Below are 24,401 nucleotides of genomic sequence, written 5' to 3' on the forward strand. Positions count from 1 at the left end.
ACTGCACTACCTGCCACTTTTCATCGGTTAGGGCCTCTTTGGGCCCTAACCAAATCATTAATAATAATGCTTATCTAATGGGAACTGTTTTCATCTATATCTTAATCATAAGTTTTATTGCGACTTTAGTAAGGTCCTCATTTGGGTTCGGAGAATCTTTGGTAGCCGTACCTTTGTTTAGTATTGTCATCCCTATAGAAACAGCCGTCCCGCTTTCCGTTCTCATATCGGTGTTGGTGGCGCTGGTTGTTGTTATACAGGATTATAAGCAGATACATTTGTACAGTGCAAAATGGCTAATTTTCTTTTCTGCTCTGGGAATACCAATAGGCATAGCGGTATTGATCTATGGTAATGCTTTCTGGATAAAAATTGGTTTAGGGATCCTAATAATCTTGTACGCTCTTTACGCGATTTTAGGGAAAAATAAATTTCACCTGGAAAGGGACAGCAGGTTATGGTTGTTTATTTGCGGATTTCTATCAGGCATTTTTGGCGGAGCATATGGGGTAAACGGGCCGCCATTGGTCGTCTATGGGAATATGAGGAAATGGACTGCCAAAGACTTCAGGGCAACACTCCAAGGATATTTTCTACCCGCCAGTTTTATCGGGATAGTGGGATATGTTTTTAAAGGATTGATTACTTTAGAATTGCTAAAATATTTTATGATATCCCTGCCAGCCGTTTTCCCCGCAATTTTTTTGGGCAGGTTTTTGAATCACAGATTTAAAGACGGTTCTTTTTTCAGATACGCTTATATAGGTTTATTGTTTATCGGCGTGTTTCTGATCGTCTATTCTATCTTTACCAGTGCCTCCGCGAACCCTTTAGTGATTGGAAAATAGCTTATTAGTTCGAACCAAAATCATAAAGGAGGGAATGTTTAAATGGTGTAAATTGATCTCCGTCATGGAGATTCGATTTACTCTTTTTATTGTTCTTACCAGTTTATTTTGTGGCATTGTCAGCGCCGCACAGGAAAGATATGGCGCCTATATCCCATGGACCACATATGAAGCGGAGCAGATGACGACAACCGGGTCCGTCCTGGGCCCGAAATATGGTCCCTACCAGGTAGAAACAGAATCCTCTGGTCAGCGTTGTGTGAAGCTAACGGCCAAAGGGCAGTATCTGGAGTTCGCCGCCATCGCACCGGCGAACAGTTTGGTAATCCGGTACAGTCTTCAGGACGGCCCGGCTGGTGAGGGTCTGAGTGCCAGACTGAGCATTTATAAGAACGGCCGGTTTGTCGACAGGTGTGTGGCGTCCTCCCGTTATGCCTGGCTTTACGGGAAGTATCCTTTCAGCAATGATCCCGCTATGGGGTCGCCGAGACATTTTTATGACGAAATAAGAGTGAAGGGGCTTCAGATCCGAAAAGGGGATGTGATCCGTATCCGGTGGGATGACGGCCCGGGTGAATATTGTATCATAGATTTGGTGGACCTGGAAGCCATAGCGCCTCCATTGAAACGGCCTTTAAATTCGCTATCTCTCATGGACTTTTCGGGCAATGCGTTTAACGGCGACTATACCCAGTCGCTCAGGGACTGTATAGCCAGGGCAGTTTTAGAAGGGAAAGCCGTGTGGATACCTGCAGGATCGTTTAAGCTTACAGGAGATATTCTGCTGCCGGCCAATGTAACTATCCAGGGGGCGGGAATGTGGTATACAGAATTGGTAGGAGATGACAACCTGTATGCAGATGCCAATAGGCGGGTAAGATTGAAGGGGAACGGCAGCAACATCCATATCGCCGATCTGGCCATTACTGGGAAGCTGGATCACCGCAATGATAAAGAGCCCAATGACGGAATAGTAGGTTCTTTTGGGAGAGGCTCCACCATTTCCAGGGTCTGGATAGAACAAACGAAGGTAGGGATGTGGATAGAGAACTCCGACAGCTTGAGGATCACGGGGTGCCGCATCCGAAATACCATGGCAGACGGTATCAATTTCTGCGTGGGTATGAGCCGATCGATTATAGAACAATGCACTGCCCGCGGAACGGGGGATGATTGCTTTGCTGTCTGGCCTGCTGTGTACTCGCGACAACTATTTTCTCCTGGTAATAATCTTGTACTCCACTGTACAGGTCAGCTACCGTATCTTGCCAATGGGGCGGCCCTTTATGGAGGAGAAAGCAATGTGATCAGGGACTGTGCTTTCACTGATATTACAGCTGGATCGGGTATACTGATCAGCACAACATTTCCGACTTCGAGCAGGGAGAGGGGGATCGATAATAATTTCAGCGGTACGACGGTGGTTGAGAACTGTGCCGTAAAGACCTGTGGGGGCTTTGACCATGAGTGGGGCTGGCGTGCTGCCTTGGAGATCTGCACGGACAAGCGCAGCATCGCGGGGGTAATAATCAGCAACGTGCATATCGACAGCAGTTTATCAAATGGAGTTAGCGTAATCGCCAGGAATGGGCAAACGCTGTCGGATGCTGTGTTGCGACATGTTTCGGTGGCAGTCTATGGGGTTGGTGCAGATGGTAAATATGGGCTTTTTATTCCTGCGGGTGCGCGTGGGAGGATGGACGTTCGTGAATGCAGCCTTGGGCAGGTAGAAAATGAGGGCAAGGAGTTTCGGATGGAAAGATGAAAATGTAACTCGCTCGGTTACTCCAAACAAAAACCCCAGCAATGCTGGGGTTCGCTGCTTTAGAAATGAAGGGGATTGAGTTCTGTCGCATATGGATCTACAATACGCGTTCCTTGCACACCTCCAGGGATAATCACATATCGGTATTGTAGCGACAACGGTATCTCTATACTCCCTGAGTTATCCGAGGTATAGCGGGTGATGAGAATAGTCCCTGTCTCCGGAATAAAGGATAGCGTACTGTTGACGCTTCCGGCATACGCGATATAGGGCAAGACCTCTTCCCCACCGCCAAATTGAAGATATACCTGTATGCTAGCGGTGCTCAGGTCAACCTGGCTCAGGGCGCTCGCAGGGAAATTGACCACCCATAATTTGGATTGATCGATCGTCGTATCTCTGGGATTGCTGCCATAGCCCCAGGCAGAATAGATCACATTGGCCGTGCCGGTGGCTCCTTTCAGAACGATGCCGGTTCCCCAGCCGGACGAAGTTTTGGGGCCGTACAACACGTAGTTGGTGGCATCCAGATAATAATCGCCGGTGATCCCTGTGGAAGTGGAGGGAGTTCCGCTACCGGAATAGATCTGGCTACCTGCTTTACCGGCAGCACCCGATTGCCCCATCAGGGAAACGCCGGAACCCCAGCCGGACGAAGTCTTGGGACCATACAAAACGTCAGTGGTCAGGTCGAGGTAATAATCACCGCTGTTTCCGGTACTGGAAGCTGGAGTAGTAGTCCCGCTATATATCTGCGTTCCGTTAGCGCCTGCTGGTCCCACGGATCCAGCGGGCCCCGTTGCACCTTGAGGCCCGGTAGATTTGGAGCATGAAAAGATGGTCATACATCCCAGGAAGATAGGTAGTGTACACAATACCGATAGTTTGCTCATTATTTTTTTGTCGAAAGTATTCCGATTCGATCGCCATGACAATGCCCTAAAAATGTGATTTTTTGTTTTCTACCCATAAACCCCGGATGACGACCATTGGCCATCAATAACCGGCCACATGTCAATTAAATATTTAAATGGCACTACCATCGAATAAATTTGCCCGACCGGCGTCTATTTTGCGTACCCCTATTTGTCATCCTAAAACAATTATACTATGCTATGCAGAAATCTGTTGCCCGTATTGTTATTCCTCATAACCTCCCCGGCCTTTTCCCAATCTAAGAATGCCTGGCCAACCTCCTCTCCCGAAGAGCAAAGGATTAATTCCGCGACTCTGGCAGATGCCATAAAAAGGGCAAAACAGCACGGAGATAATATTCACTCCTTATTAATTATCAAAAACAATCATATTGTTCTCGATGCCGGCTTTTACCCGTTCAAAAATTCTTACGTGCATGACTTGGCCTCCTGTACAAAAAGCATTATGTCATTGCTAATAGGAATCGCCATCGACAAGGGGTTCATCAAAAGCGAAAATGAACATATCCTGGATTTTTTCCCGGAATACAAAATAACGAATGACACGCTAAAAGCAGTAACAATAAGAGATCTGCTTAATATGTCTTCCGGATTTCATTGTAGCTGGAATGACGGAGAGAAAGAATTGAGTGAAATGAGGGCTAGTAAAGACTGGGTAAAGTATATGCTCTCATTACCGTTTTCCAATTACCCAAATGCGCAGTTTTCTTATTGCAGCGGTAATTATTATTTACTCGCGGAAATCCTGCAACGAACAACGAAAGTTAATTGCCTCAACTTTGCCAAAAAATATCTTTTTAAGCCCCTGGGCTTTGGAAAATCCTATTGGCTTTCAAATTATAAAGGAGTAAATCAAGGCTGGGGCGACCTGCACATCTCCATTTATGACTTTGCAAAGATTGGCTGTCTTGTGTTGAACGATGGGGTCTGGAACGGTAACCGAATAATTTCGAAAAAATGGCTCGAAAAAATTCAACCCTTGCATAAAATTCAAAAAACCGAGTCCTATGGATATGGCTGGTGGCTGGACAGTGAGAATCCGGACGAGATACAAGCGGTGGGACGGGGCGGACAGCGGCTATTTATTTTTAAAGGCCGGAACATGGTCATCGCGACAAATGGCGGTGGCGGCTATGAGTCAGGAGATATTGACAATATCGGTTTAGAAGCCATACAAGCCTATCGCAACGGGGAAAATAGTGACTCCTTGTTGCAAAAGGAAATCAGGGATGTTGCACTACCCGATACATCAACTTTGACAGCGGAAAGCTTTCCGGACGACGAGTTGAATAAGTATTTTCTGCTTACTGATAACGATATGGGTTTGAAAGGTATGCGTTTTGAAAAAAGAAAATCCGGCTATTATATCTTACTTGATTATGTTGATGGTTTTAAAGACGAGCATCCCATTGGAATGAATAATCAGTATAAGATATCCAAAGAACATGACTTCGGCTTGCCAATGGCCGTTAAAGGAAAATGGGCAAATGATACCCTGAAAATCGATTTCAATCGATTATGCAGAATTGAAGATTATCGGTTTTCGATAGTCTTTAAAAAAGGAAATTCAATGGAGCTTACGTTGATCGAGGATTCACGCAGAATTGACCAGATCTTTTCCGGAAAGTCATTGTGATACCGATGTTTTTAAAAAAGGCTATTTTCGGATTATTAAGAGCAATCGTTTATGATCAAAGGCATGTATCTGATAATGTTATGCTTGCTAGTTGGGGCGACAAGAGCCCGGGCACAGGCGAACGCCATTAAGGGTACACCTACGCGGCAGGATACCTTGAAAGGGTCTGTCACGCCGGAGCGGGCATGGTGGGACGTTATGCGATATGACCTAGCCGTTAAACCGGACTACGTTACGCAAACAATCACCGGCAATAACCGTATTACGTATAAGGTGATCCTGCCAAAGCATAAACCCGTTATGCAGCTTGATCTGCAAGGCTCATTACACATTGACAGCGTTTTGCAACAGGGTAAGAAACTCAGATTTGAACAGGACGGCGACGCCTGGTTCGTGCATGTTTCGCCCGATAAAGGATCGGTTTTCCAAACCCTGACTGTCTATTATTCCGGCAAACCGAAGGTATCGGTCAACCCGCCATGGGACGGTGGTTTAATATGGACGACCGATTCCCTGGGCCGGCCCTGGATGGCGGTAGCTTGTCAGCTTAGCGGCGCCAGCACCTGGTACCCTTGCAAAACTTATATTGGCGATAAACCGGACAAGGGCGTTTCGGTTAGCATCATCGTTCCGGATACTTTGACGGCTATCGCCAACGGCCGCCTGAAAAGCAGACGGCTTGGCTCAGATAAAACGGCATGTTACACGTGGGAAATAGTTAATCCCATCAACAACTATGGGCTGACATTTTACATAGGCCAATATGTTCATGTTCCGGATCAATACCCGGGTGAAAAGAGAAAATTAGATATGGACTTTTGGGTATTGGACTATAATCAGCAAAAAGTAGCCAGTTATCTTATTCCCGAGGTCCATCAGACTTTTCACACATTTGAACAGTGGTTTGGCCCTTATCCTTTTTATGAAGACGGTTTTAAAATGGTCGAAGCTCCATACATCGGTATGGAGCACCAGAGCGCTGTAGGCTATGGCAATCATTTTGCACACGGTCGTTATAAGGCCAAGCGGCTGACGGCCTGGGATATGAAAACAGACCGAATGGTCGTCCATGAAACTGCGCATGAATGGTTTGGGAACAATATTACCGCGAAAGACCCGGCTGACCGCTGGATACAAGAAGGTTTCGCCGGATTTGCAGAAGAACTGGCTATCGAGGATCGCTATGGCCGGGCTGCAGGCGAAGCATTTTTCCTCGACAGAAGTACCGGCCGAATCAGCAATGACAAACCGGTGATTGGCCGCTACGGGATATTTGAAGATGGCAGCGATGATATGTATATGAAGGGCTGGGTGCTGATTCACATGATCAGGGCGATCATGCAGGACGATCAAAAATTCCGTGAGCTGTTACGGGGTATGAATCGTACCTTCTATCATCAAGCCGTGACATCGCAGCAAATCGAAAATTACATTACCCACGGTTACGGGATAAATTTAAGAAAGGTTTTTGACCAATACCTCCGTACAACAGATGTTCCGGTGTTAGAATATCGATTAAGGGATCATGTCATGCAATACCGCTTCTCTGACTGCATACCCGGCTTTTCCATGCCGATCCGCACTAGCTGGACGAAAGGTAAAGAGATTCTTCCCACAACCAACTGGCAACAAGCATGGGTGGAAACTGCTGCTTCAGCCGATACCTTAAAAGTCAACCCTGATCTCTATGTGCTGACTAAAAAAATGCCGTAATTGGAAATAATCTCTACAAACAATGGCTTAATAAAATCAAAGCCTCCCTAGATGGATCGTTTATCTCAATTATGTATGTCTATCGGGGATAGTAGCTTGGCCACTAGTTTTTTTCGGCTCCATTTTTATGTTCGACAATCCTCAAAATCTTAATTCGACATACGTAAGTTTCATCCTAAGAAACAGCTATCCGTTGTTGTTGATGCTATCGACATATTTTAGTTTCAAAATATTTCGATTCAGCAGGCTGATTTCCGCACTGATTCCAACGATCCCTTTGTTTGGATACTTTTATATAATCGTTAAATACTTGATCCCGGCGTTAGGGTAAACAGCCTTCAGTTCGAACGAAACCGAAGGCTTTTCCTTGTCTTCCGCTGCCCAAAATTGCGGATAATTGCAATTCCTTGCGGATAATTAACCTTGCGGGCGGAGGGGACAAGTTTCGAACTTTTCGGAAGATGTTTGGGCTATGATGAAGCAATTTTTGGACAGCCATTCCAAGCGATTCTGATGCGGGCCGGAATACCAAGGCATTGTTTTGTAATCGTCACTTTTTGCCCGACAGTAAATTATAAATGTAGCTATATAAAATACCGTGTTTTTCACGTTTTTATGCCAGATAATAAACGTTAGCTTAGCTCAGCTAATTTGGAGTTCATTCGACAATGGAATGATTCAATACCATTTTACGGTACATCCGTTGGGCAGGCGAAACTCAATGATAGCAAATACTCCGCATTCTCGTATTAATCCACCTCTTGGGAACTACTCTAAATATGGAAAAAATAACAGAACCCGTAAACATCGTAGCTCTCCTTGGCGTCATCCTCGGTACGTCTTACGCAGCAATTATATACTGGATTCGTACGACCGCTGAAAGGAAGATGATAAACAGAGCTTTTCTGGCAGAAATATCTCGTCTATTAGGGGCTCTCTATTGGCACACTCATTGGTGGAAAGGATGCATGCAAAATAATAATACAGGACTGCCGCTAATCTCATTTTCAACGGACATCTACGATAATTTTAGCAAAAGAATAGGTGTGTTAGATAAAAAATATGGGGCTCATGCGATTAGATTTTATGGTGTCGTCAAATTCATTAACCAACTACAAGAATCCAGGGATAAGCATGTACCTATTGATAAGGTAGGCGACTTTGACCATGCCTATAAAACGGCACTGTGCCACTTGCTGGAGGACTTCTATTTTTCAACTGCATTCGATTCCTCGTTCACACATTACAAGATAGACACACTTCGTCGTGGGGATGAACAAGAAGATTCAGAAATTAAACATTGGGGTAAAGATGTTCATTGGGGTAAAGATACAAGGGAGCGGCATAAGATTGTTAGTCAAGAGAAAACTCTTCTACCAGTGACTCCCGTGTAAGCTCCTCTGTCCGGGCCATCAGCGGCTTATATTTTTTAAACTAAAAAGCTTTCAATTCGAATGAATCTGAAGGCTTTTCCGTGGAACCCACTGCCCCAAAATTGCATTTAATTGCAATTCCTTGCGGATAATTACCGTGTTTTTCACCTTTTTATATCTCGATATTATATTTAATCTTATGATGTCTAAGAAATCAGCCATTTAAAGGAGAGAATACTTGTTCGATATCTAACGCTCGAAAACCCCTTGTTATGAAAAAGACATACCTTGTCATTCCCGCAACAATTCTATCATTAGTAATCATATTCTTACTGTATAAATATATTACAAGACCCGAACCCGATTCATGTGATACTATTTTCCAACAAACAGCAGTTCAATTGACAAGCAGTTTGCAGATACTTAAACAAACGGGAGAAATTTCCGTCGGTGAAAAAAAGATTCAAGATCTAACGGAAGCAGCTCAGATAGTGGCTCTGAACCTAAAGACATGTTGTATCATGAATATGAAACATCAAATTTCTTCAGAAGATTTTCTTAAATGTCAACAAATTGGCGATAAATACAATCAACAGGTAAATGATTTAGCAAACAATGTGAATATAATTGAACAGGCTAAGAGAAAGGGAGATAGTTCATCAGTGAATCAAACGTTAACTACTGTCGACTTGCAACTTAGCAATTTACAACAAACTGTCACGTTCATTAAAGATAAGATTCAGCCCGCCTCTTTTACGCCAACACTGGAAGGAAGAATCAATCTTATTAATGTAAAATTTGGCGGGCATATTTTCATTGCTCCGGATCAGGATTGGGCTCAAACTATAGATACTAACGAGAGTGCCGCTGTAGATAAAAATCCTGGCGAAGTAGTGTATGGGTTTAAGGATGGCAGGAAGGCTACTTTTGATATGTTCTGTATGCTCATACCTGATCAAGGAGATAACGTAAAAGAGTTCGAGTTATATTACGGAAACGATTCGCCTACTGGCCGATTTGATTCCATTGGCCATTTTACGACGCAGAATGCCAGGTTATTCGATACTCCCTATCAGCAGTTTAAGTTTTCAAGTGTTACTGCCAAATACATTAAAATTAAGATTATTTCATTTTGGATGTATGGCTATGGATGGTTACATAAATTTCAACTATGGGGAATACTGAAATAAATTGCTTATTTGTATGTCTTCAAAAGAAAGTGGACTAGCGAAAGCTCCCACCGCAGACCAAAAATGCATTTTATTGCAACTCCTTGCGGATAATTGACTTGCGGAGAGAGGGATTAGCTGCGCCCGCTGGGGCGGTGCTCGCTGATCCCTTAGGGGAGGGGCTTAAGACCAATCCAATGCCCGTTCGCTATGCTCACTTTCATTTTTGTTTTCCGCATCCGCCTCGAGCAAGCTCGCGCGTCTGCTCCAAACAAAAATGCCCCGCCGAAGGCGGGGACATTGATTTGGTCTTGCGGAGAGGGAGGGATTCGAACCCTCGGTACAAGTTTAAGCTCGTACAACGGTTTAGCAAACCGGCCCTTTCGGCCACTCAGGCACCTCTCCAAAAGGCCCTTTCGTCTTGTCTAAACGGACCGGATAGTCCGAATCTCGAAAGGGGAGGCAAAAATAAAGATTAATTGCGGTATGCCCAAAAGGACTATGTTTTTTTTCAGGGGGGTGCCAGGAGGCCCTCGACGGGGCGCGTGAAGGGGGTGGAGAGAGCAATCCTTGGAGAACTGGGCGGCCCAGTGGAGCGCTTACGGGGGTGGCGGCGGCGCAGGGGCGGGGGGCCACAAAAAACCCACCCCGGAGGTGGGATGGGGATATAGCGTGGGCAAATTTGCCGCGCGGATTTGAGGATTTACATGGCAGCGAGCTGAACCTTCTGCTGAAGCTCCATTACATTTTCGCGGAAGAGGCTGTCGGTATCCATCAGGTCTTTCACCGTCTGGCAGGAATGGATGACGGTGGTGTGGTCGCGGCCACCGAAATGTTCGCCGATGGTTTTGAGGGAATTCTTGGTGAATGCTTTGGCCAGGTACATAGTAATCTGCCTCGCCTGAACGATCTCTCGCTTGCGGGTTTTTTGCAGTAATTTATCATAAGAAACATCGAAATACTCACATACCATGCGCTGTATGGTTTCGATGGTAATTTCCTTACTGCTAGTTTTCACGAAATTACGGAGTACCTTTTTTGCCAATTCAAGGTCGATTTCCCTCTTATTGAGCGAAGATTGTGCCAAAAGTGAGATCAATGCGCCTTCTAACTCACGCACATTCGTATTGATATTATATGCAAGATATTTGACTACCTCCTTCGGCATCTCGAGACCATCGTTCTTCATCTTCCTTTCCAGGATGTCGATGCGGACATCATAATCGGGCACCTGGAGATCGGCGCTGAGCCCCCAGCGGAACCGGCTCAGCAACCTTTCCTGTAGGCCATCGAGATCCTTCGGCGGCTTGTCGGAAGAAAGGATAAGCTGCTTTCCGGACTGATGCAAGTGATTGAAAATGGCAAAAAAGGCGTCCTGGGATTTCTCGGCCCGGTTGAAGAACTGAACATCGTCGATGATGAGGACATCCACCAACTGATAGAAGTGGATGAAATCGTTGATCGCATTGTTACGGCTGTGATCGACAAACTGGTTGATGAATTTCTCCGAGCTCACATATAATACTACTTTGTTCTGATGAAGCCGCTTTACTTCATTACCGATGGCCTGGGCCAAATGCGTCTTGCCCAACCCTACCCCACCATAAATGACCAGCGGATTGAAAGAATTGGCGCCCGGCTTTTCCGCAACCGTCTTACCGGCCCTGCGCGCAACGCGGTTGCAATCGCCCTCGACAAAAGCATCAAAAGTATATACCGGATTGAGCTGAGCATCGATCTGCATCTTCTTCAACCCAGGGATCACGAAGGGGTTCTTGACGGGGTTCGTTATAATGAGTGGAAAATCCATTTCGTTGTTGGAAAAGGTTTTGTACCCGTGAGCCGGAATATCCATTGTGAGGGGCTTGTTCTGATGATTCCCGCTATCCACCATAATCCGGTATTCCAGCATCGCCTCCTTTCCTAATATTCGCCTCAGGGTTTTCGCTAATAGATTTACATAATGTTCTTCAAGGTATTCATAAAAAAACTGGCTAGGTACCTGAATCACCAGTATGTTGTTCTTTAATTCAACAGGTTTAATCGGCTCGAACCACGTTTTATAATGTTGCCATTCTACGATGTCCTTGATTATTTCCAAGCAATTACTCCAAACTTTGTCAAACGTTTTTGCCATTATTAAATAACCAATTTTTATGCCGATTTAAGAATTGTAATTTTTAAAAGCTCTAAGGAACCGGATTCAAAAAACTTGCGTGGGGCGGCGAATATCAAAACTTTTCATGAAATAAAAAATTTTTTATTCACTTGTTTTTTTTGCTTCGCATACAGTTTTGATTTACTAAAAAAAGATTCCGATTTTTTCTACAAAACACGTGTCCAGCCCAATGAAACAAGTACGATCGCAAAAATAACCTGACATCCTTTTCAGGCCTTTTCATTCTTTTCAAAAACCATTTCTTTAGGACTTATTCACATCGTTGCGAGTTGGAGATGATCGCAAAGCAACCACCTCCGCGGGGCATAGAACGACAGTAGTAGTGGATCCAGGCGTAATGCGGCAGTTGACCCTGCCGGGATGTTTTCAACTTACCTTGTATGAAGAAGGAAGACGTGAGCTTCGATGTGAACGAACCTTTCTTCATATACGTAGAGTTTAGTGTGAAGTCATTGAAGATACAAATTATTTGATTGCATTTTCCAATCCAGGATTTTTTTTTTCAAAGATTGCTTCAACCTTTTTTCAGAAACTGTTTCACGGAGAGTGTTCCTCATAGAGTACTATTCGGGTTGAAGATTATATCTCAAACAGGCAGAACTATTTATAGTAATTTTGAAGGCTGGATTCCAAGAATTGTCAAAGACATGAAGCAAACTCTCCAACTAAAGTTACTGCCGGCCGAAGCGGCCGATGATTCCATCATCCGGGAATATATCGCCAGGTCTACTGCAAGACGGGAAGAAGAGATCACCGGCTTCCATCTGATAAAACGATCGATAGACGCAAGAGGACGCCAGCCGCATATCCTGCTAACGGTGAATGCCTTTATTGGTGAGCCTTTCCACGAGCAGACCCCGGAGACTTTTTCCTTCCCCGACGTATCGAGAGCCCACCGGCAAGTACTGATCGTCGGAGCCGGTCCAGCAGGGCTGTTTGCGGCTTTACGACTCATCGAGAAAGGCATCCGACCCATACTACTGGAAAGAGGAAAAGACGTCCGCGCCCGGCGGCGTGATCTCGCTTCATTAAACAAAGAAGGAGTCATCAACCCCGAAAGCAATTATTGCTTTGGCGAAGGCGGAGCAGGTACATACAGCGACGGCAAATTGTACACACGAAGCAACAAGCGTGGCGACATCAACCGGATCCTCGGGCTGCTGGTTAAATTTGGCGCCGACAAGTCGATACTGGCCGACGCGCATCCACATATCGGAACAAATAAACTTCCGCATATCATCCAGGCCATCCGACAACAGATCGTCGAGTGTGGAGGCGTTTTTCTTTTTGAGAAAAAAGTTGTAGACTTTCTTCTACAGGATTCGACCATCCGGCAGGTGAGGACGGCAGACGGCGAAACCTTCGATGGCGACGCCGTTATCCTGGCAACCGGTCACTCCGCCCGCGACATTTTCCGGTTGTTACACGCCAAACATATATTAATAGAGGCCAAGCCGTTCGCTCTTGGTGTGCGCATCGAACACCCGCAAAAATTGATCGATATCATCCAATACCGGACACCATCACCTTTTCTTCCACCGGCGGCGTATAGCCTTGTGGAACAAATCGACCACAGGGGTGTCTTCTCCTTTTGCATGTGTCCCGGTGGTATTATTGCGCCGGCAGCTACAGCGGAAGGAGAGGTCGTAGTGAATGGGTGGTCTCCCTCCCGCCGTAATAACCCCTATGCCAATTCCGGTATAGTGGTAAGCGTGGAGGAAAAAGATATGGCTCCTTTCCATAATGAAGGGCCATTGGCCGGTCTCTCTTTCCAACAAAGCGTGGAACAAAAAGCGTTCACGGCAGGAGGTGGGAAGTTCGTGGCGCCCGCGCAACGCATGGCCGACTTTGTGGCCCGCCGGGCTTCGTCCGATCTACCAGCCTGTTCGTATCTGCCAGGACTTCATTCTGTCCCTTTGCACCATGTTCTGCCACATACTATCTTTGAGGACCTGCGGGCCGGGTTCAAGGCCTTCGGGGACAAAATGAAAGGCTATTTCACCAATGAAGCCGTCATCGTGGCGACCGAATCGCGTACCTCCTCGCCGGTGCGGATCCCCAGAGACCCTGGTACATTACGTCATCCGCAGATAAATAACCTCTTTCCCTGTGGGGAAGGGGCGGGATATGCCGGCGGCATCGTCAGCGCCGCAATGGACGGAGAACGGGTCGCAGACCGGGTAGCGCAAAACTGATCCAGCCAACTGTAACAATCAGGGGGAAGTCGCGACAAACGGATGGACAGAACTCACACCAACAATAACTATTCTATTATGAATATTCTGGAAGTGAACGACGTACAGAAGACCTTCGCGACACAGGTGGCTGTCGACAAGGTCAGTTTCCGCCTGGACCAGGGTTCCATCTTTGGATTGCTGGGACCAAACGGAGCCGGTAAAACGACGTTGATCCGGATGATCACGGGCATCTTCTACCCCGACGCCGGAACTATCCATTTCGAAGGCCGGCCTTTCGACGCTGCCAATGATATTCTCCGCATCGGGTATATGCCGGAAGAGCGCGGTCTCTATAAAAAGATGAAGATCGGCGAACAGGCCCTCTACCTCGCCCAGCTAAAAGGGTTGAGCAGGCACGAGGCCACGCAGAAAGTGAGATATTGGTTCAATAAGTTCGAGATGCAGAATTGGTGGAATAAAAAAGTGGAAGATCTCAGCAAGGGGATGAGCCAGAAGCTGCAGTTTGTCACTACGGTGTTGCATGAGCCGCGACTGATCATCCTGGATGAACCCTTCAGCGGGCTCGATCCGGTGAATTCCAACCTTATAAAAGACGAGATCTACGACCTTGCACGTAAAGGCTCCTCCATCATCTTCAGCACCCATCGCATGGAACAGGTGGAAGAGATCTGCGATCATATCATTTTGATGAACAAAGGGCAAAAAATATTGGATGGTTCGGTGAGCGGGGTTAAGCAGCAATTCAAGGAAAACCTCTTCCAGGTGGGCTTGGAGAATGCTGAGCCGGCGGAGAATGGAGCAGCGCCCCGTTCGGAGGCCTTCGCCGTGGTGGGTGAAAAAGACGGTCAGCTGGTGGTAAAGATCGACCCGGGCCACCGGCCAAATGATGTGCTGAGCTATTTTATCCAACGGGGAACAGGCATCACTTCCTTTATGGAGATACTGCCCTCCCTGAATGATATTTTTATCCGGCTGGTTGAGGGTACTCCCCTTGCCCGGCAATTCCAAAAAGTATAATACTATGAGCAAGATCTGGCTGATCACGCGGCGGGAATACCTGACCCGCCTTCGTAACAGGACCTTCCTGCTTTCCACCTTCCTCTTCCCGCTGGTGATCGTTCTTTTCATCGTGGGGATGGTAGCCATTGCCACGCAGACCCATACACGCCACCGGATAGCGGTGATCGATGCCAACGGCTATTTTAAGGATTATCTGAAAAGCGACAGTACGATCAGTTTTGTTTTCTCGCCCGACCTCGACACGCTGAATTATGAAAGCAAGGGTTGTTCGGCCGTGCTCATCATCCCGGTGCTTCCGGAGGACAAAAAGACTATCTACCGGCTGAAGTACAAAAAGCAGCTGGGGCTGGAAGGAAGCGGCGACCTGACAAACCGGGTCAACGAGGCCATCACCGACCATCTTATTTATGAGAAGACGGCGGTGAGCAGGGCGCAGCTGGACAGCATCCGCCGGGGTTCGGATATCGCCGATTTCCGAAGCTATGAAGATATGGGTACCACCGCCAAAGCTTCCAACCAGGGGGCGTCTTTTTTCGTTGCCTATATGAGCGGTATCCTCATCTATATCCTCACGTTCGTTTATGGCGCCATGGTTATGCGCGGCGTGATGGAAGAAAAGACCAATCGCATTGCCGAAGTGGTTGTCAGCTCTGTAAAGCCTTTTCAGCTGATGATGGGTAAGATCACGGGCATCGGCGCGGTAGGACTGACTCAATTCCTGCTATGGATCGTCCTGCTCGTCAGTTTGGGCATTATTGCCCAGGGATTCATCCCGGCCAGCACCTGGAAGGACGTCCAGGACATGCAGCATGCGAGCGCAATGGGGGATGCCTCTTCCGTCGCCAAGACGAGCGAGCTGGCCCAAAGAGTATATAGGATCGACAACGCCATCAATGGCGCCAACATACCCCTCACCATCTTCTGCTTTCTCTTCTATTTCATCGGCGGCTATCTTTTCTATTCCGCGCTCTTCGCCGCCGTGGGCAGCGCCGTCAACGAAGACCCGCAAGAAGCGCAATCGTTGATGATGCCGATAACGCTGCCCGTTGTCTTCTCCTTCTTTATTATGACCGTCGCGGTGCAGGACCCCGGCGGACCACTGGCTGTCTGGGCCAGCATCATTCCTTTCAGCAGCCCCATCGTGATGATGGCGCGCATTCCCTTTGGCGTCCCCGGCACGGTTGCCTGGTGGCAGCTGGGTCTCTCTATGGCGTTGCTGGTGCTTGGTTTCCTCGGGACTACATGGCTGGCGGGGAAGATCTACAGGACGGGCATTCTGATGTACGGGAAAAAAGCAACCTGGAAGACGATGTGGAAATGGGCCTTCCATAAGTAATCGCCTCCGGCGGTGGGCATGCAAAGGATGAATGGTAAAAAAAGCCTGAGCTTCGGTGCAACATTCCGGGCATCGCTGCGTATTTTTATACGAAGAATGTCGTACCGGCTGACGCCGGTTCGAAGTGGAATACGGATTGTGTGAAACCAAAACCGGCAGGCCTAATTATCAAGATAGATTTTAAGCCTCATGTGTAGTAGAAAAACGGGACTGTTCTCAGCCCCGTTTTTTTTATAATAGTATGTTATATGCAGTTTACTGATCCACCGGCTCGAGCATGCGTAAGAGAGGGTATTCGTTGACGCCCGGATCGTACGTCCTATCCTCAGGAGAGAATTCCACGTTGACCCTGACCGAGGTCTTTTCCTTGATAGTAATGTTGGGCTTTTTGTAGGACTGATAGCCCTTCTTATTGAATTCGACAGTCACCTGGGAGGCGGGGAGTTCGGCAAACCGGAAATAACCGTCTGAATCGGTGAGCACTTCTTTGAGGTTGTTTGTCCCGGGGATAAAGGCCGAAACAGTAACCCCTGGCAGCGGCTTTTTGGTAACGGCGTCCGTCACATATCCATTCAATACTCCCTCGAGCTTTCCCGTGCCGGCTTTTGCAACCAGCGTCAGCGGGATCAGCAGTAGGAAGAATAAGATTTTTTTTGACGTGCCCATAAGACAGTTTTATAATAGTTAGCGGGCGGAGCGCAACACTAATTTAGCCCAATTTTGGCATTCCGGCAAATCCGGGTTTGACCGCACGGGGTAGTTTTTTTCGGCAGGCGGGGACTGCGCTGGGGCCGCAGTTCTCCGGGGAAATGGGGAGATTGGCCGGCGGGCCTCCGGTCCGACTACGACTCGCCGAGGTCGATCTCGGTGTTGTCACCGATGTTGAGGCTACGGGATTCGCCCTTGACCTCGGTATCGCTGCCGATGAGGGAATGGGTGAGGACAATGTCGTAGAGGTCCGCAAAGGAGCCAATGATGGAATCCTTCAGAATGGAATAGTTTACCCGGGTCTTCTCCCCGATGGCCACGTTAGGGCCGACGATGGAATTACGGATATCACAGCCGGGAGCGATGCTGACGGGTTGGATGATGATGGTATTCTCGAACTGGTGCTCCGGGGCGATAGTGCCGCCGAACTTTTTGAGCAGTTTGGCATTGGATTCCAGCAGGGTCTCCTTTTTGCCACAGTCGAACCAGTTTTGCACCTTGAAAGCCCGGAACTTTACGTTGTTGCGGATCATGCATTCGATGGCGTCGGTGAGGTTGTATTCGCCATAGCTGGTCACCTGGTTACGGATGTTGGCTTCCAGACAATTAAAAAGGACCTCTGTCTCCCGAATGCGATAGATGCCGACCAGCGCCATGTTGGATTTGGGTATCTGGGGTTTCTCCACCACCCTTTCGATGCTGCCGTCATCCTCCAATTCTGCAACGCCGAAATTACGGGGGTCGTCGACCCTTTTGACACCCAATAAGGAATGGGGTTGATTCAGGACATCTTTTACATCATATTCACAGATGGTGTCGCCCAGCACGATGAATACTTCGTCATCGCCGACGATGCTACGGGTGAGCAATACGGCGTGACCGATGCCCTGACGCTCGTTCTGGTAGACAAAATGCGCCGTCAGTTGCGGATATCGCTGTTTGACAAAATCCTGGATCTTCTCGCCAAGATAGCCAACGATGAAGATGAATTCGGTGATGCCGGCCTCCGTCAATTGATCGACGATGATGGAGAGGATGGTCTTACCCGCCAGCGGTATCAAAGCCTTAGGTTGCGTATAAGTGTGCGGACGTAGTTTGGTGCCGGCGCCTGCCACGGGAATGATCGCTTTCATGTCGAATGGTTACCGGATCATCCGGTTACGAGCGTAAAATAGTGAAAATTATTCTTTTTGACCTATTTTTGCGCCATGCAAAATGATACCATAGTCTTCGATCTCATTCATAAAGAACTGGAACGCCAGCGCCATGGAATTGAATTGATAGCTTCTGAAAACTTTACTTCCCTGGCCGTGATGAAGGCCATGGGGACGGTACTCACCAATAAATATGCAGAAGGTTATCCCGGCAGAAGATATTATGGCGGCTGCGAGATCGTTGACCAGGTAGAACAATTAGCCATCGACCGGCTGAAGCAGATCTTTTCCTGCGAATATGCCAATGTCCAGCCGCATAGCGGCGCTCAGGCTAATGCGTCCCTGATGCTGGCCATTCTGCAACCCGGGGATACCTTTTTGGGGCTCGATCTCAGCATGGGCGGACACCTGACGCATGGCTCGCCGGTGAACTTCTCGGGTAAGCTGTATCGTCCCGTAGCCTATGGCGTCCGCAAAGAAGACGCCAGAGTGGATTACGACATGATGGAGGCGGTAGCCAAAAAAGAAAAACCGAAGCTGATCGTTTGTGGCGCCAGCGCCTACAGCCGTGACTGGGACTATGCACGGATCAGAGCTATCGCCGATAGCGTCGGAGCCCTGGTGATGTGTGATATGGCGCATCCGGCCGGGCTCATCGCCAAAGGGTTGCTCAACAGTCCCTTCGACCATTGCCATTTTGTTACTTCCACGACACATAAGACGCTTCGTGGTCCCCGCGGCGGTATCATTCTCATGAAAAAGGACTTCGACAATCCTTTTGGCCTGAAGGATGTAAAGGGAAATATCCGTCCTATGAGCAATCTCATCGATCTGGCGGTGTTCCCCGGCACACAGGGCGGCCCCCTGGAGCATGTTATCGCAGCAAAGGCTGTCGCTTTTGGGGAGATACTGTCGGAAGATTTCACTACCTATGCCAATCAGATCATCAGCAATGCCCGGGCTATGTCGTCCGCTTTCCTGGCAAAGGGTTATCACATCGTCTCCGGCGGCACGGACAACCACCTTTTACTCATCGACCTGCGCAACAAGGATATCAGCGGCAAGAAGGCGGAGATCGCGCTTGGCAAGGCCGAGATCACGGTGAATAAGAATATGGTACCTTTTGACGACAAAAGCGCCTTTATCACTTCGGGTATCCGGGTGGGTGTGCCGGCCGTGACTACGAGGGGGATGAAGGAAGCGCATATGGCCACCATCGTGGAGATGATCGACAAGGCGCTGGTGAATGCAGAAAAGGACGATGTGCTGACAGCGCTGCGCGGCGATGTAAACGCGTTTATGAAGCAATTCCCGCTTTATCCTGAGCTGGTTTAAGCGGTTGCCGGGCAATAAAAACCTTTACTATGCTGCAAAGAAAACAAACGCTTTGGATGCTGCTGGCCGTCATTTGTGCGGTGCTGACTTTTTGGTTTCCTTTTTATACCGGAAACGTGACAGTGGGCACAAATGGACATGTTATGATGGGAGTAAAAGCCGCGCCGGTATTCGGTTTCGGAAAGGATAGCGCCAGTTCCGGCAGTGTGCTGATACTGATAGTGACCTGTGTCATCATCGCATTGACGCTTTACAATATTTTCAACTACAAGGACAGGAAAAAACAGCTCTGGATCACCATCGGGCTCATCATTCTATCCCTGCTCAACATCCTGCTCTATTGGCAGGCGAGCGGCCCCCCCCATTTTGTGGAAGGCAGTTTCAGTCTCGGCGCCCTTTTGTCGGCTGCGATCCCCGTATGCCTGTTTTTCGCAGCCCAGGGCATCCGTAAAGACGAAAAATTGGTTAAAAGCACGGATCGGCTACGATAAGCCTGCAACATTCCCGGGGATTTTGGTACCTTAAGCCAAACTCCCTCCTATGCTTCGAAACTACCTGCGAATCGCCTTCCGCAATCTCTGGCAACATAAAGGTTTTACTTTCCTCAATATCATCGGGCTGACCGTGGGCATGGTCGCCTTCTTTCTCATCTTCCTCTATGTCCGCTTCGAGCTGAGCTATGACTCGATGCATTCCAAGGCCGACCGCATCTACCGCATCGTATGCGATATCAAGACGCCGACCGAGACCCTCCATGCCAGCCAGCCTTCCTGGGCGGTACCGCCCCACCTTACCGGGGAATTGCCGGAAGTGGAATCGGCAGTGCGGGTCGGAACGGGAGACACCTGGCTGGTCTACCGGGGAGATCAGCAATTCGCGCAGGACGATGTCGCGGTGGCGGATTCCACCTTCTTACAGATATTTGACTTCCCGCTGCTGAAAGGCGATCGGAAGACCGCCCTGAAAGAACCCTTTAGCGTCGTACTGACCGAAACCACCGCCAAAAAATTCTTCGGTAGCGCCGATCCGATGGGTAAGTCGCTGGCACTCGGCCAGGAAAAGCTCCATGCGACAGTCACCGGCGTCCTGAAGGATATTCCGGATAATTCCATCATCAAGGCCAGCATGATCGTCTCGATGAATACGATCACCCAGCGACTCAACCGGGGGCTGGACGACCAATGGGGAAATTATGGACCCAACGGGTATGTGCTGCTCAAACCGGGGGCCAGCGCCGCTGCCCTGGAAAAGAAATTCCCGGCTTTCCTGGAGAAGATGAATGGAACGGAGATGCATAAGATCAATATGATCCCCACCCTTTTCCTCGAACCACTGAGGGATGTCTATCTTCGGAGCACCAGGGATGGCTCGAAAACGGGGAATATCACGGATGTCTATATCTTTTCCATCATCGGCGTATTCATTCTACTCATCGCCTGTATCAATTTCATCAACCTGACCACGGCGCGGTCGGCCGACAGGGCAAAAGAAGTGGGTATCCGGAAAGTAGTAGGCGCGGTGAAGGGGCAATTGGCCCGGCAATTCATCGGAGAAAGTGTCATCCTTTGCCTGATGGCCTTATTGCTGGCGGTGATCCTCACGGCACTGCTGATACACCCCTTCAACCAGATCGCCGGAAAGATCATCAGCCCGGGCATCTTTTCACATCCCGGCGACCTGCTGATCCTGCTGGGGATCGCTATTCTCATCGGGATTGCCGCGGGGTTATACCCGGCGCTGGTGCTCTCTTCCTTCCAGCCGGTGTCGGTCCTCAAAGGCCGGTTTGCCACGGGCGCAAGAGGTACTTTTTTGCGCAAGGCCCTCGTGATCGTACAATTTACCATCGCTACCGGGCTGATCATCGGCACGCTGGTGGTCTATAACCAACTCAACTATATGCGCAGCCAGGATCTCGGTTTCAACAAAGACCAGAAGATGGTCTGCGACACCCGGGGAGATTCGTCGAAACTGGTTTTAAAGCAAGCCGTGTCGGGCCTGCCGGGTGTTCTTTCCACCGCCATGTCCGGCAGCGTACCGGGAGGAGGAAACCCGGGAGCCTATTCGCAGATCGAAAATACCCATGGGGAAATGCAGATCGCCAACCTCGATCTGTATTTCGTCGATTTCGATTATATCCCCCAGTTCAAGATGAAGATGGTTGCCGGCCGGGCCTTTTCACGGGCTTTCCTGACGGATACCACCAATGCCATGGTGTTGAACGAAGCCGCGGTGAAATTATTCGGGTACCGGTCGCCGAAGGAAGCGGTGGGAAGGAGGTTCGACCAATGGGGCAGGAAGGGGACCATCATCGGCGTTGTACAGGATTTCCATTTCCGCAGTCTGCAGGAAGTGATCAAACCGCTGAGCATGCGCATCGAACCCCGCGCCTGTGATCTGCTATCCATCAATATCGACGGACAAAACATCCCGGCTACGATCGGGACCATCGAGAAAACCTGGAAACGGCTGATGCCCGATAAACCTTTCTCTTATTTCTTCCTGGATGAGTTTTTTGACAAGCAGTACAGGGCCGAAGACCGGTTTGGAAAGCTTTTCCTCTACTTTGCCGTACTGGCCATTGTCATCAGCTGTCTTGGCCTGATGGGGCTGGCTTCTTACAGCACCCTCCAGCGGACCAAGGAGATCGGCGTCCGCAAGATCGTCGGCGCCTCGGTGGGCAATATTGTGTTCCTGCTCTCCAAGGACTTCCTGCAGCTGGTGGCCTGGTCGTTCCTGGTGGCTTTTCCCGTGTCCTGGTTCCTGCTCCATGGCTGGCTGAAGAGCTTTGCCTACCGCATCTCCGTTTACTGGTGGATCTTTGCGGCGGCCGGGATGATGGCGCTTTTGGTCGCCTTATTAACCATTAGCTTTCAATCAATTAGAGCGGCAGTTGCAAGCCCTGTCAAGAGCCTCCGGACGGAATGACCGATGGCCGTCCAAAAAAATATTTGGCGGAGAAGAAAAAATCTTACTAATTTTACAGTGTTAAATTATTTACGACAGTAAAACCCATCGGGAGGTGGGTGCGCCGGAAGGCGTGAAGCAACCACATGGGGAGCAAGGAGCGAATCAATCGATTAAAGGAACAGACCCGGGTAAACATCCTGGATGCAGCACACGATATTGTGAAGGATGAGGGTTGGCAGGCGCTTAGTATGCGCAAGATCGCAGACAAGATAGAATATACGGCACCGATCATCTACGAATACTACGCCAACAAGGAGGCCATCCTGCTGGAACTGACGAAGAAAGGATTTATGTTGCTGGCCTGCCGAATGCAGGAGGCCAGGAACAAACACACCGACCTTGGAGAACAGCTTGAAGCCATGTGGCTGGCGTATTGGAACTTCGCATTCGAGGAAAAAGAGTATTACCAATTGATGTTCGGAGTGGAAATGAACTGTTGCATCATGGACGAGATTCTTCCACCAGGATCCAACCCCTTTGATATCGCTGCCGGCCCCATCGCTCAACTGATGGGTATCAGCGACCCGGATGACGACCGCGTCTGTACCAAATATTATACTTATTGGTCGATCATTCATGGACTCATCTCCATAAACATTGTCCGGAAAGGAACTTCGGACGAAATAAACCGGCAGATCTTAAAAGATGCTATCTCCGGCATCACCCGTAGCCTGAGCAACTAAAAAAAAGTCTCTACGATTGTCCAAAAAAGTTTGCCCCGATTGTCTTCCAGGACGAGCTACGTTCGTCTTTGCTATGTGAACCTGTGTTTTTTTTGCTTTTTCATTTAACAGTGATAAATAATATGAACAAAAGTCCTTTCCTAGCGTTTGATTTAACACCATTAAATATTTTAATAAGGTTATGAGAAAGTATCTAGTTTTTTCCGTCATTTTGATAGCCGCTGCGATCTATATCGCCGGCTGTAATCAGGCTCAGGGTACGCAAGCCGCATTCCCTCCGCAGTCTTTACCCGTCCTCCCGATCAATACGGCTCCTGCCACCACCTACCTGACGTATGCTGCTTCGGTAGAAGGCAAGACCAACGTCGAGATCCGCCCCCAGGTGAGCGGCTATCTCGAGAGTATCTATGTGGAGGAAGGCGCCTATGTCACCGCGGGCCAGCCTTTGTTCAAGATCAACGACCGTCCTTATGAGGCTCAGGTTCACAACAACGAGGCCAATGTAGAAGCCGCCAAAGCCAACATGGAAAAGGCAGCCATCGAAGTACGCCGCCTGCAGCCGCTGGTAGACAACAAGGTCGTCTCCGACGTTCAGCTGAAAGCCGCACAGGCCGCTTATGATGCTGCAAAAGCACAAGTGGCACAGGCTGAAGCAGAAGGCAACAACGCCGGTATCAACCTGGGTTACACCTTGTTGAAAGCCCCGGTGAGCGGCTATATCGGTCGCATCCCCTTCAAGGTCGGCGCGCTCGTCGGCAAGGGTGAAGCTCAGCCGCTGACGGTGCTCTCCGATGTGAAAGAGGTGTATGCCTATTTTGGGATGAGCGAGAGTGACTTTTTAAAATTCACCAGCCAGGTCCCTGGTAAAACGATCAACGAAAAGATCAAGGGATTACCGCCAGTAGAACTGCAGTTGGCTGATAAAAGCATTTATGCCAGCAAAGGCAAGATCGAGCTGATGGAGGGTCAATTTGACCGGAACATCGGGGCGATAACCTTCCGTGCCACATTCCCGAATACCGCAGGGCTGTTACGCTCCGGCATCACCGGTGAAGTGCGCATCCCGCAGACTAATTCCGGTCTTTTGCCTGTTCCGCAGACATCCACCTATGAGATACAGGACAGGATCTTTGTATACGCTGTTGGGGATAGCAATAAGGTTGTCAGCAAACAACTGCACATCGTTGGAAAAACAACCGATTATTATCTCGTAGATAAAGGTGTACAGGCAGGGGACAAGATCGTGTTCGCCGGGATGGATCGGCTGCAGGATGGCGCGGTGATTAACCCGCAGCTACTGTCTGCAGACAGCGTACTCAAGGTGATGCCGCTGTAAAGATCGAGACAGGACCGCAGACAGGTTTGAAATACAAACAGAAAGA

General features: G+C 48.7%; 18 protein-coding genes and 1 tRNA gene. 14 read left to right on the forward strand and 5 right to left on the reverse strand.

From position 1 onward, the window contains the following. Positions 1-77 precede the first annotated feature (77 nt). Positions 78-848, forward strand: a complete 771-nt coding sequence (locus tag IEY39_RS15785) for a sulfite exporter TauE/SafE family protein (RefSeq protein WP_188933238.1) — start codon at positions 78-80, stop codon at positions 846-848. Between the two features lie 64 nt (positions 849-912). Beyond that, positions 913-2,613 carry a glycosyl hydrolase family 28-related protein gene (locus tag IEY39_RS15790; protein ID WP_188933240.1) on the forward strand — a complete coding sequence of 567 codons (1,701 nt, stop codon included), beginning with the start codon at positions 913-915 and terminating at the stop codon, positions 2,611-2,613. Between the two features lie 59 nt (positions 2,614-2,672). Here the strand turns inward: IEY39_RS15790 and IEY39_RS15795 are convergent, their stop codons facing one another. Then, on the reverse strand, positions 2,673-3,506 hold the full coding sequence (locus tag IEY39_RS15795) for a collagen-like domain-containing protein (protein ID WP_188933242.1): 834 nt from the start codon (positions 3,504-3,506) through the stop codon (positions 2,673-2,675). 217 nt (positions 3,507-3,723) lie between these two features. Between IEY39_RS15795 and IEY39_RS15800 the strand changes: the two genes are divergently transcribed. From IEY39_RS15800 to IEY39_RS15815, 4 genes are all read left to right on the forward strand, one after another. Next, complete coding sequence (locus IEY39_RS15800) at positions 3,724-5,184, forward strand: serine hydrolase domain-containing protein (protein WP_188933244.1); 1,461 nt, start codon at positions 3,724-3,726, stop codon at positions 5,182-5,184. A gap of 51 nt (positions 5,185-5,235) precedes the next feature. Continuing rightward, positions 5,236-6,897, forward strand: coding sequence for a M1 family metallopeptidase (locus IEY39_RS15805; protein WP_188933246.1), 1,662 nt, complete (start codon positions 5,236-5,238; stop codon positions 6,895-6,897). A gap of 779 nt (positions 6,898-7,676) precedes the next feature. Further along, entirely contained in the window at positions 7,677-8,291 is a 615-nt protein-coding gene (locus IEY39_RS15810; RefSeq protein WP_188933248.1) for a hypothetical protein, read from the forward strand. A 251-nt stretch (positions 8,292-8,542) separates the two neighbouring features. Continuing rightward, positions 8,543-9,460 (forward strand): hypothetical protein, encoded by a 918-nt coding sequence (locus IEY39_RS15815; protein ID WP_188933250.1) that lies wholly within the window; start codon positions 8,543-8,545, stop codon positions 9,458-9,460. Positions 9,461-9,753: 293 nt separating this feature from the next. On the opposite strand, the gene IEY39_RS15820 is transcribed toward IEY39_RS15815, so the two are convergent. Together IEY39_RS15820 and dnaA are read right to left on the reverse strand one after the other, a co-directional pair. After that, positions 9,754-9,844 (reverse strand) — tRNA-Ser (locus IEY39_RS15820). Between the two features lie 298 nt (positions 9,845-10,142). Beyond that, positions 10,143-11,576, reverse strand: a complete 1,434-nt coding sequence (gene dnaA, locus IEY39_RS15825; RefSeq protein ID WP_188933251.1) for a chromosomal replication initiator protein DnaA — start codon at positions 11,574-11,576, stop codon at positions 10,143-10,145. A gap of 689 nt (positions 11,577-12,265) precedes the next feature. On the opposite strand from dnaA, the gene IEY39_RS15830 reads away from it, so the two are divergent. The 3 genes from IEY39_RS15830 to IEY39_RS15840 all read left to right on the forward strand — a co-directional run bounded on the left by IEY39_RS15830 (position 12,266) and on the right by IEY39_RS15840 (position 16,172). Then, entirely contained in the window at positions 12,266-13,813 is a 1,548-nt protein-coding gene (locus IEY39_RS15830; RefSeq protein ID WP_188933253.1) for an NAD(P)/FAD-dependent oxidoreductase, read from the forward strand. A gap of 78 nt (positions 13,814-13,891) precedes the next feature. Next, entirely contained in the window at positions 13,892-14,833 is a 942-nt protein-coding gene (locus IEY39_RS15835) for an ABC transporter ATP-binding protein (RefSeq protein ID WP_188933255.1), read from the forward strand. 4 nt (positions 14,834-14,837) lie between these two features. Further along, complete coding sequence (locus IEY39_RS15840; RefSeq protein WP_188933257.1) at positions 14,838-16,172, forward strand: ABC transporter permease; 1,335 nt, start codon at positions 14,838-14,840, stop codon at positions 16,170-16,172. Between the two features lie 255 nt (positions 16,173-16,427). Here the strand turns inward: IEY39_RS15840 and IEY39_RS15845 are convergent, their stop codons facing one another. Beyond that, entirely contained in the window at positions 16,428-16,838 is a 411-nt protein-coding gene (locus IEY39_RS15845; RefSeq protein WP_188933259.1) for a carboxypeptidase-like regulatory domain-containing protein, read from the reverse strand. Between the two features lie 176 nt (positions 16,839-17,014). Then, positions 17,015-18,013 (reverse strand): sugar phosphate nucleotidyltransferase, encoded by a 999-nt coding sequence (locus IEY39_RS15850; RefSeq protein WP_188933261.1) that lies wholly within the window; start codon positions 18,011-18,013, stop codon positions 17,015-17,017. Between the two features lie 75 nt (positions 18,014-18,088). Between IEY39_RS15850 and glyA the strand changes: the two genes are divergently transcribed. From glyA to IEY39_RS15875, 5 genes are all read left to right on the forward strand, one after another. Further along, positions 18,089-19,369 carry a serine hydroxymethyltransferase gene (glyA, locus tag IEY39_RS15855; RefSeq protein WP_188933263.1) on the forward strand — a complete coding sequence of 427 codons (1,281 nt, stop codon included), beginning with the start codon at positions 18,089-18,091 and terminating at the stop codon, positions 19,367-19,369. A 29-nt stretch (positions 19,370-19,398) separates the two neighbouring features. After that, positions 19,399-19,860: a DUF4293 domain-containing protein gene (locus IEY39_RS15860; protein WP_188933265.1), complete on the forward strand. Its 462-nt coding sequence runs from the start codon at positions 19,399-19,401 to the stop codon at positions 19,858-19,860. Between the two features lie 49 nt (positions 19,861-19,909). Continuing rightward, complete coding sequence (locus IEY39_RS15865) at positions 19,910-22,294, forward strand: ABC transporter permease (RefSeq protein ID WP_188933267.1); 2,385 nt, start codon at positions 19,910-19,912, stop codon at positions 22,292-22,294. Between the two features lie 125 nt (positions 22,295-22,419). Then, complete coding sequence (locus IEY39_RS15870; RefSeq protein WP_188933269.1) at positions 22,420-23,019, forward strand: TetR/AcrR family transcriptional regulator; 600 nt, start codon at positions 22,420-22,422, stop codon at positions 23,017-23,019. 181 nt (positions 23,020-23,200) lie between these two features. Next, the gene (locus tag IEY39_RS15875) at positions 23,201-24,355 is read left to right on the forward strand and encodes an efflux RND transporter periplasmic adaptor subunit (protein WP_188933270.1); all 1,155 of its coding nucleotides are present in this window, start codon (positions 23,201-23,203) and stop codon (positions 24,353-24,355) included. Positions 24,356-24,401 lie beyond the last annotated feature (46 nt).

The sequence above is a fragment of the Puia dinghuensis genome, assembly GCF_014642875.1.
GTDB classification, from domain to species: domain Bacteria; phylum Bacteroidota; class Bacteroidia; order Chitinophagales; family Chitinophagaceae; genus Puia; species Puia dinghuensis.

Excerpts from the sequence above, each read along its gene's own strand:
- IEY39_RS15800 (WP_188933244.1), top strand. The coding sequence starts at position 3,724 with ATGCTATGCAGAAATCTGTTGCCCGTATTGTTATTCCTCATAACCTCC.
- IEY39_RS15870 (WP_188933269.1), top strand. The coding sequence starts at position 22,420 with ATGGGGAGCAAGGAGCGAATCAATCGATTAAAGGAACAGACCCGGGTA.
- glyA (WP_188933263.1), top strand. The coding sequence starts at position 18,089 with ATGCAAAATGATACCATAGTCTTCGATCTCATTCATAAAGAACTGGAA.
- IEY39_RS15850 (WP_188933261.1), bottom strand. The coding sequence starts at position 18,013 with ATGAAAGCGATCATTCCCGTGGCAGGCGCCGGCACCAAACTACGTCCG.
- IEY39_RS15865 (WP_188933267.1), top strand. The coding sequence starts at position 19,910 with ATGCTTCGAAACTACCTGCGAATCGCCTTCCGCAATCTCTGGCAACAT.
- IEY39_RS15835 (WP_188933255.1), top strand. The coding sequence starts at position 13,892 with ATGAATATTCTGGAAGTGAACGACGTACAGAAGACCTTCGCGACACAG.
- IEY39_RS15860 (WP_188933265.1), top strand. The coding sequence starts at position 19,399 with ATGCTGCAAAGAAAACAAACGCTTTGGATGCTGCTGGCCGTCATTTGT.
- IEY39_RS15840 (WP_188933257.1), top strand. The coding sequence starts at position 14,838 with ATGAGCAAGATCTGGCTGATCACGCGGCGGGAATACCTGACCCGCCTT.
- IEY39_RS15815 (WP_188933250.1), top strand. The coding sequence starts at position 8,543 with ATGAAAAAGACATACCTTGTCATTCCCGCAACAATTCTATCATTAGTA.
- IEY39_RS15790 (WP_188933240.1), top strand. The coding sequence starts at position 913 with ATGGAGATTCGATTTACTCTTTTTATTGTTCTTACCAGTTTATTTTGT.
- IEY39_RS15875 (WP_188933270.1), top strand. The coding sequence starts at position 23,201 with ATGAGAAAGTATCTAGTTTTTTCCGTCATTTTGATAGCCGCTGCGATC.
- IEY39_RS15795 (WP_188933242.1), bottom strand. The coding sequence starts at position 3,506 with ATGAGCAAACTATCGGTATTGTGTACACTACCTATCTTCCTGGGATGT.
- dnaA (WP_188933251.1), bottom strand. The coding sequence starts at position 11,576 with ATGGCAAAAACGTTTGACAAAGTTTGGAGTAATTGCTTGGAAATAATC.
- IEY39_RS15830 (WP_188933253.1), top strand. The coding sequence starts at position 12,266 with ATGAAGCAAACTCTCCAACTAAAGTTACTGCCGGCCGAAGCGGCCGAT.
- IEY39_RS15785 (WP_188933238.1), top strand. The coding sequence starts at position 78 with ATGGGAACTGTTTTCATCTATATCTTAATCATAAGTTTTATTGCGACT.
- IEY39_RS15845 (WP_188933259.1), bottom strand. The coding sequence starts at position 16,838 with ATGGGCACGTCAAAAAAAATCTTATTCTTCCTACTGCTGATCCCGCTG.
- IEY39_RS15805 (WP_188933246.1), top strand. The coding sequence starts at position 5,236 with ATGATCAAAGGCATGTATCTGATAATGTTATGCTTGCTAGTTGGGGCG.
- IEY39_RS15810 (WP_188933248.1), top strand. The coding sequence starts at position 7,677 with ATGGAAAAAATAACAGAACCCGTAAACATCGTAGCTCTCCTTGGCGTC.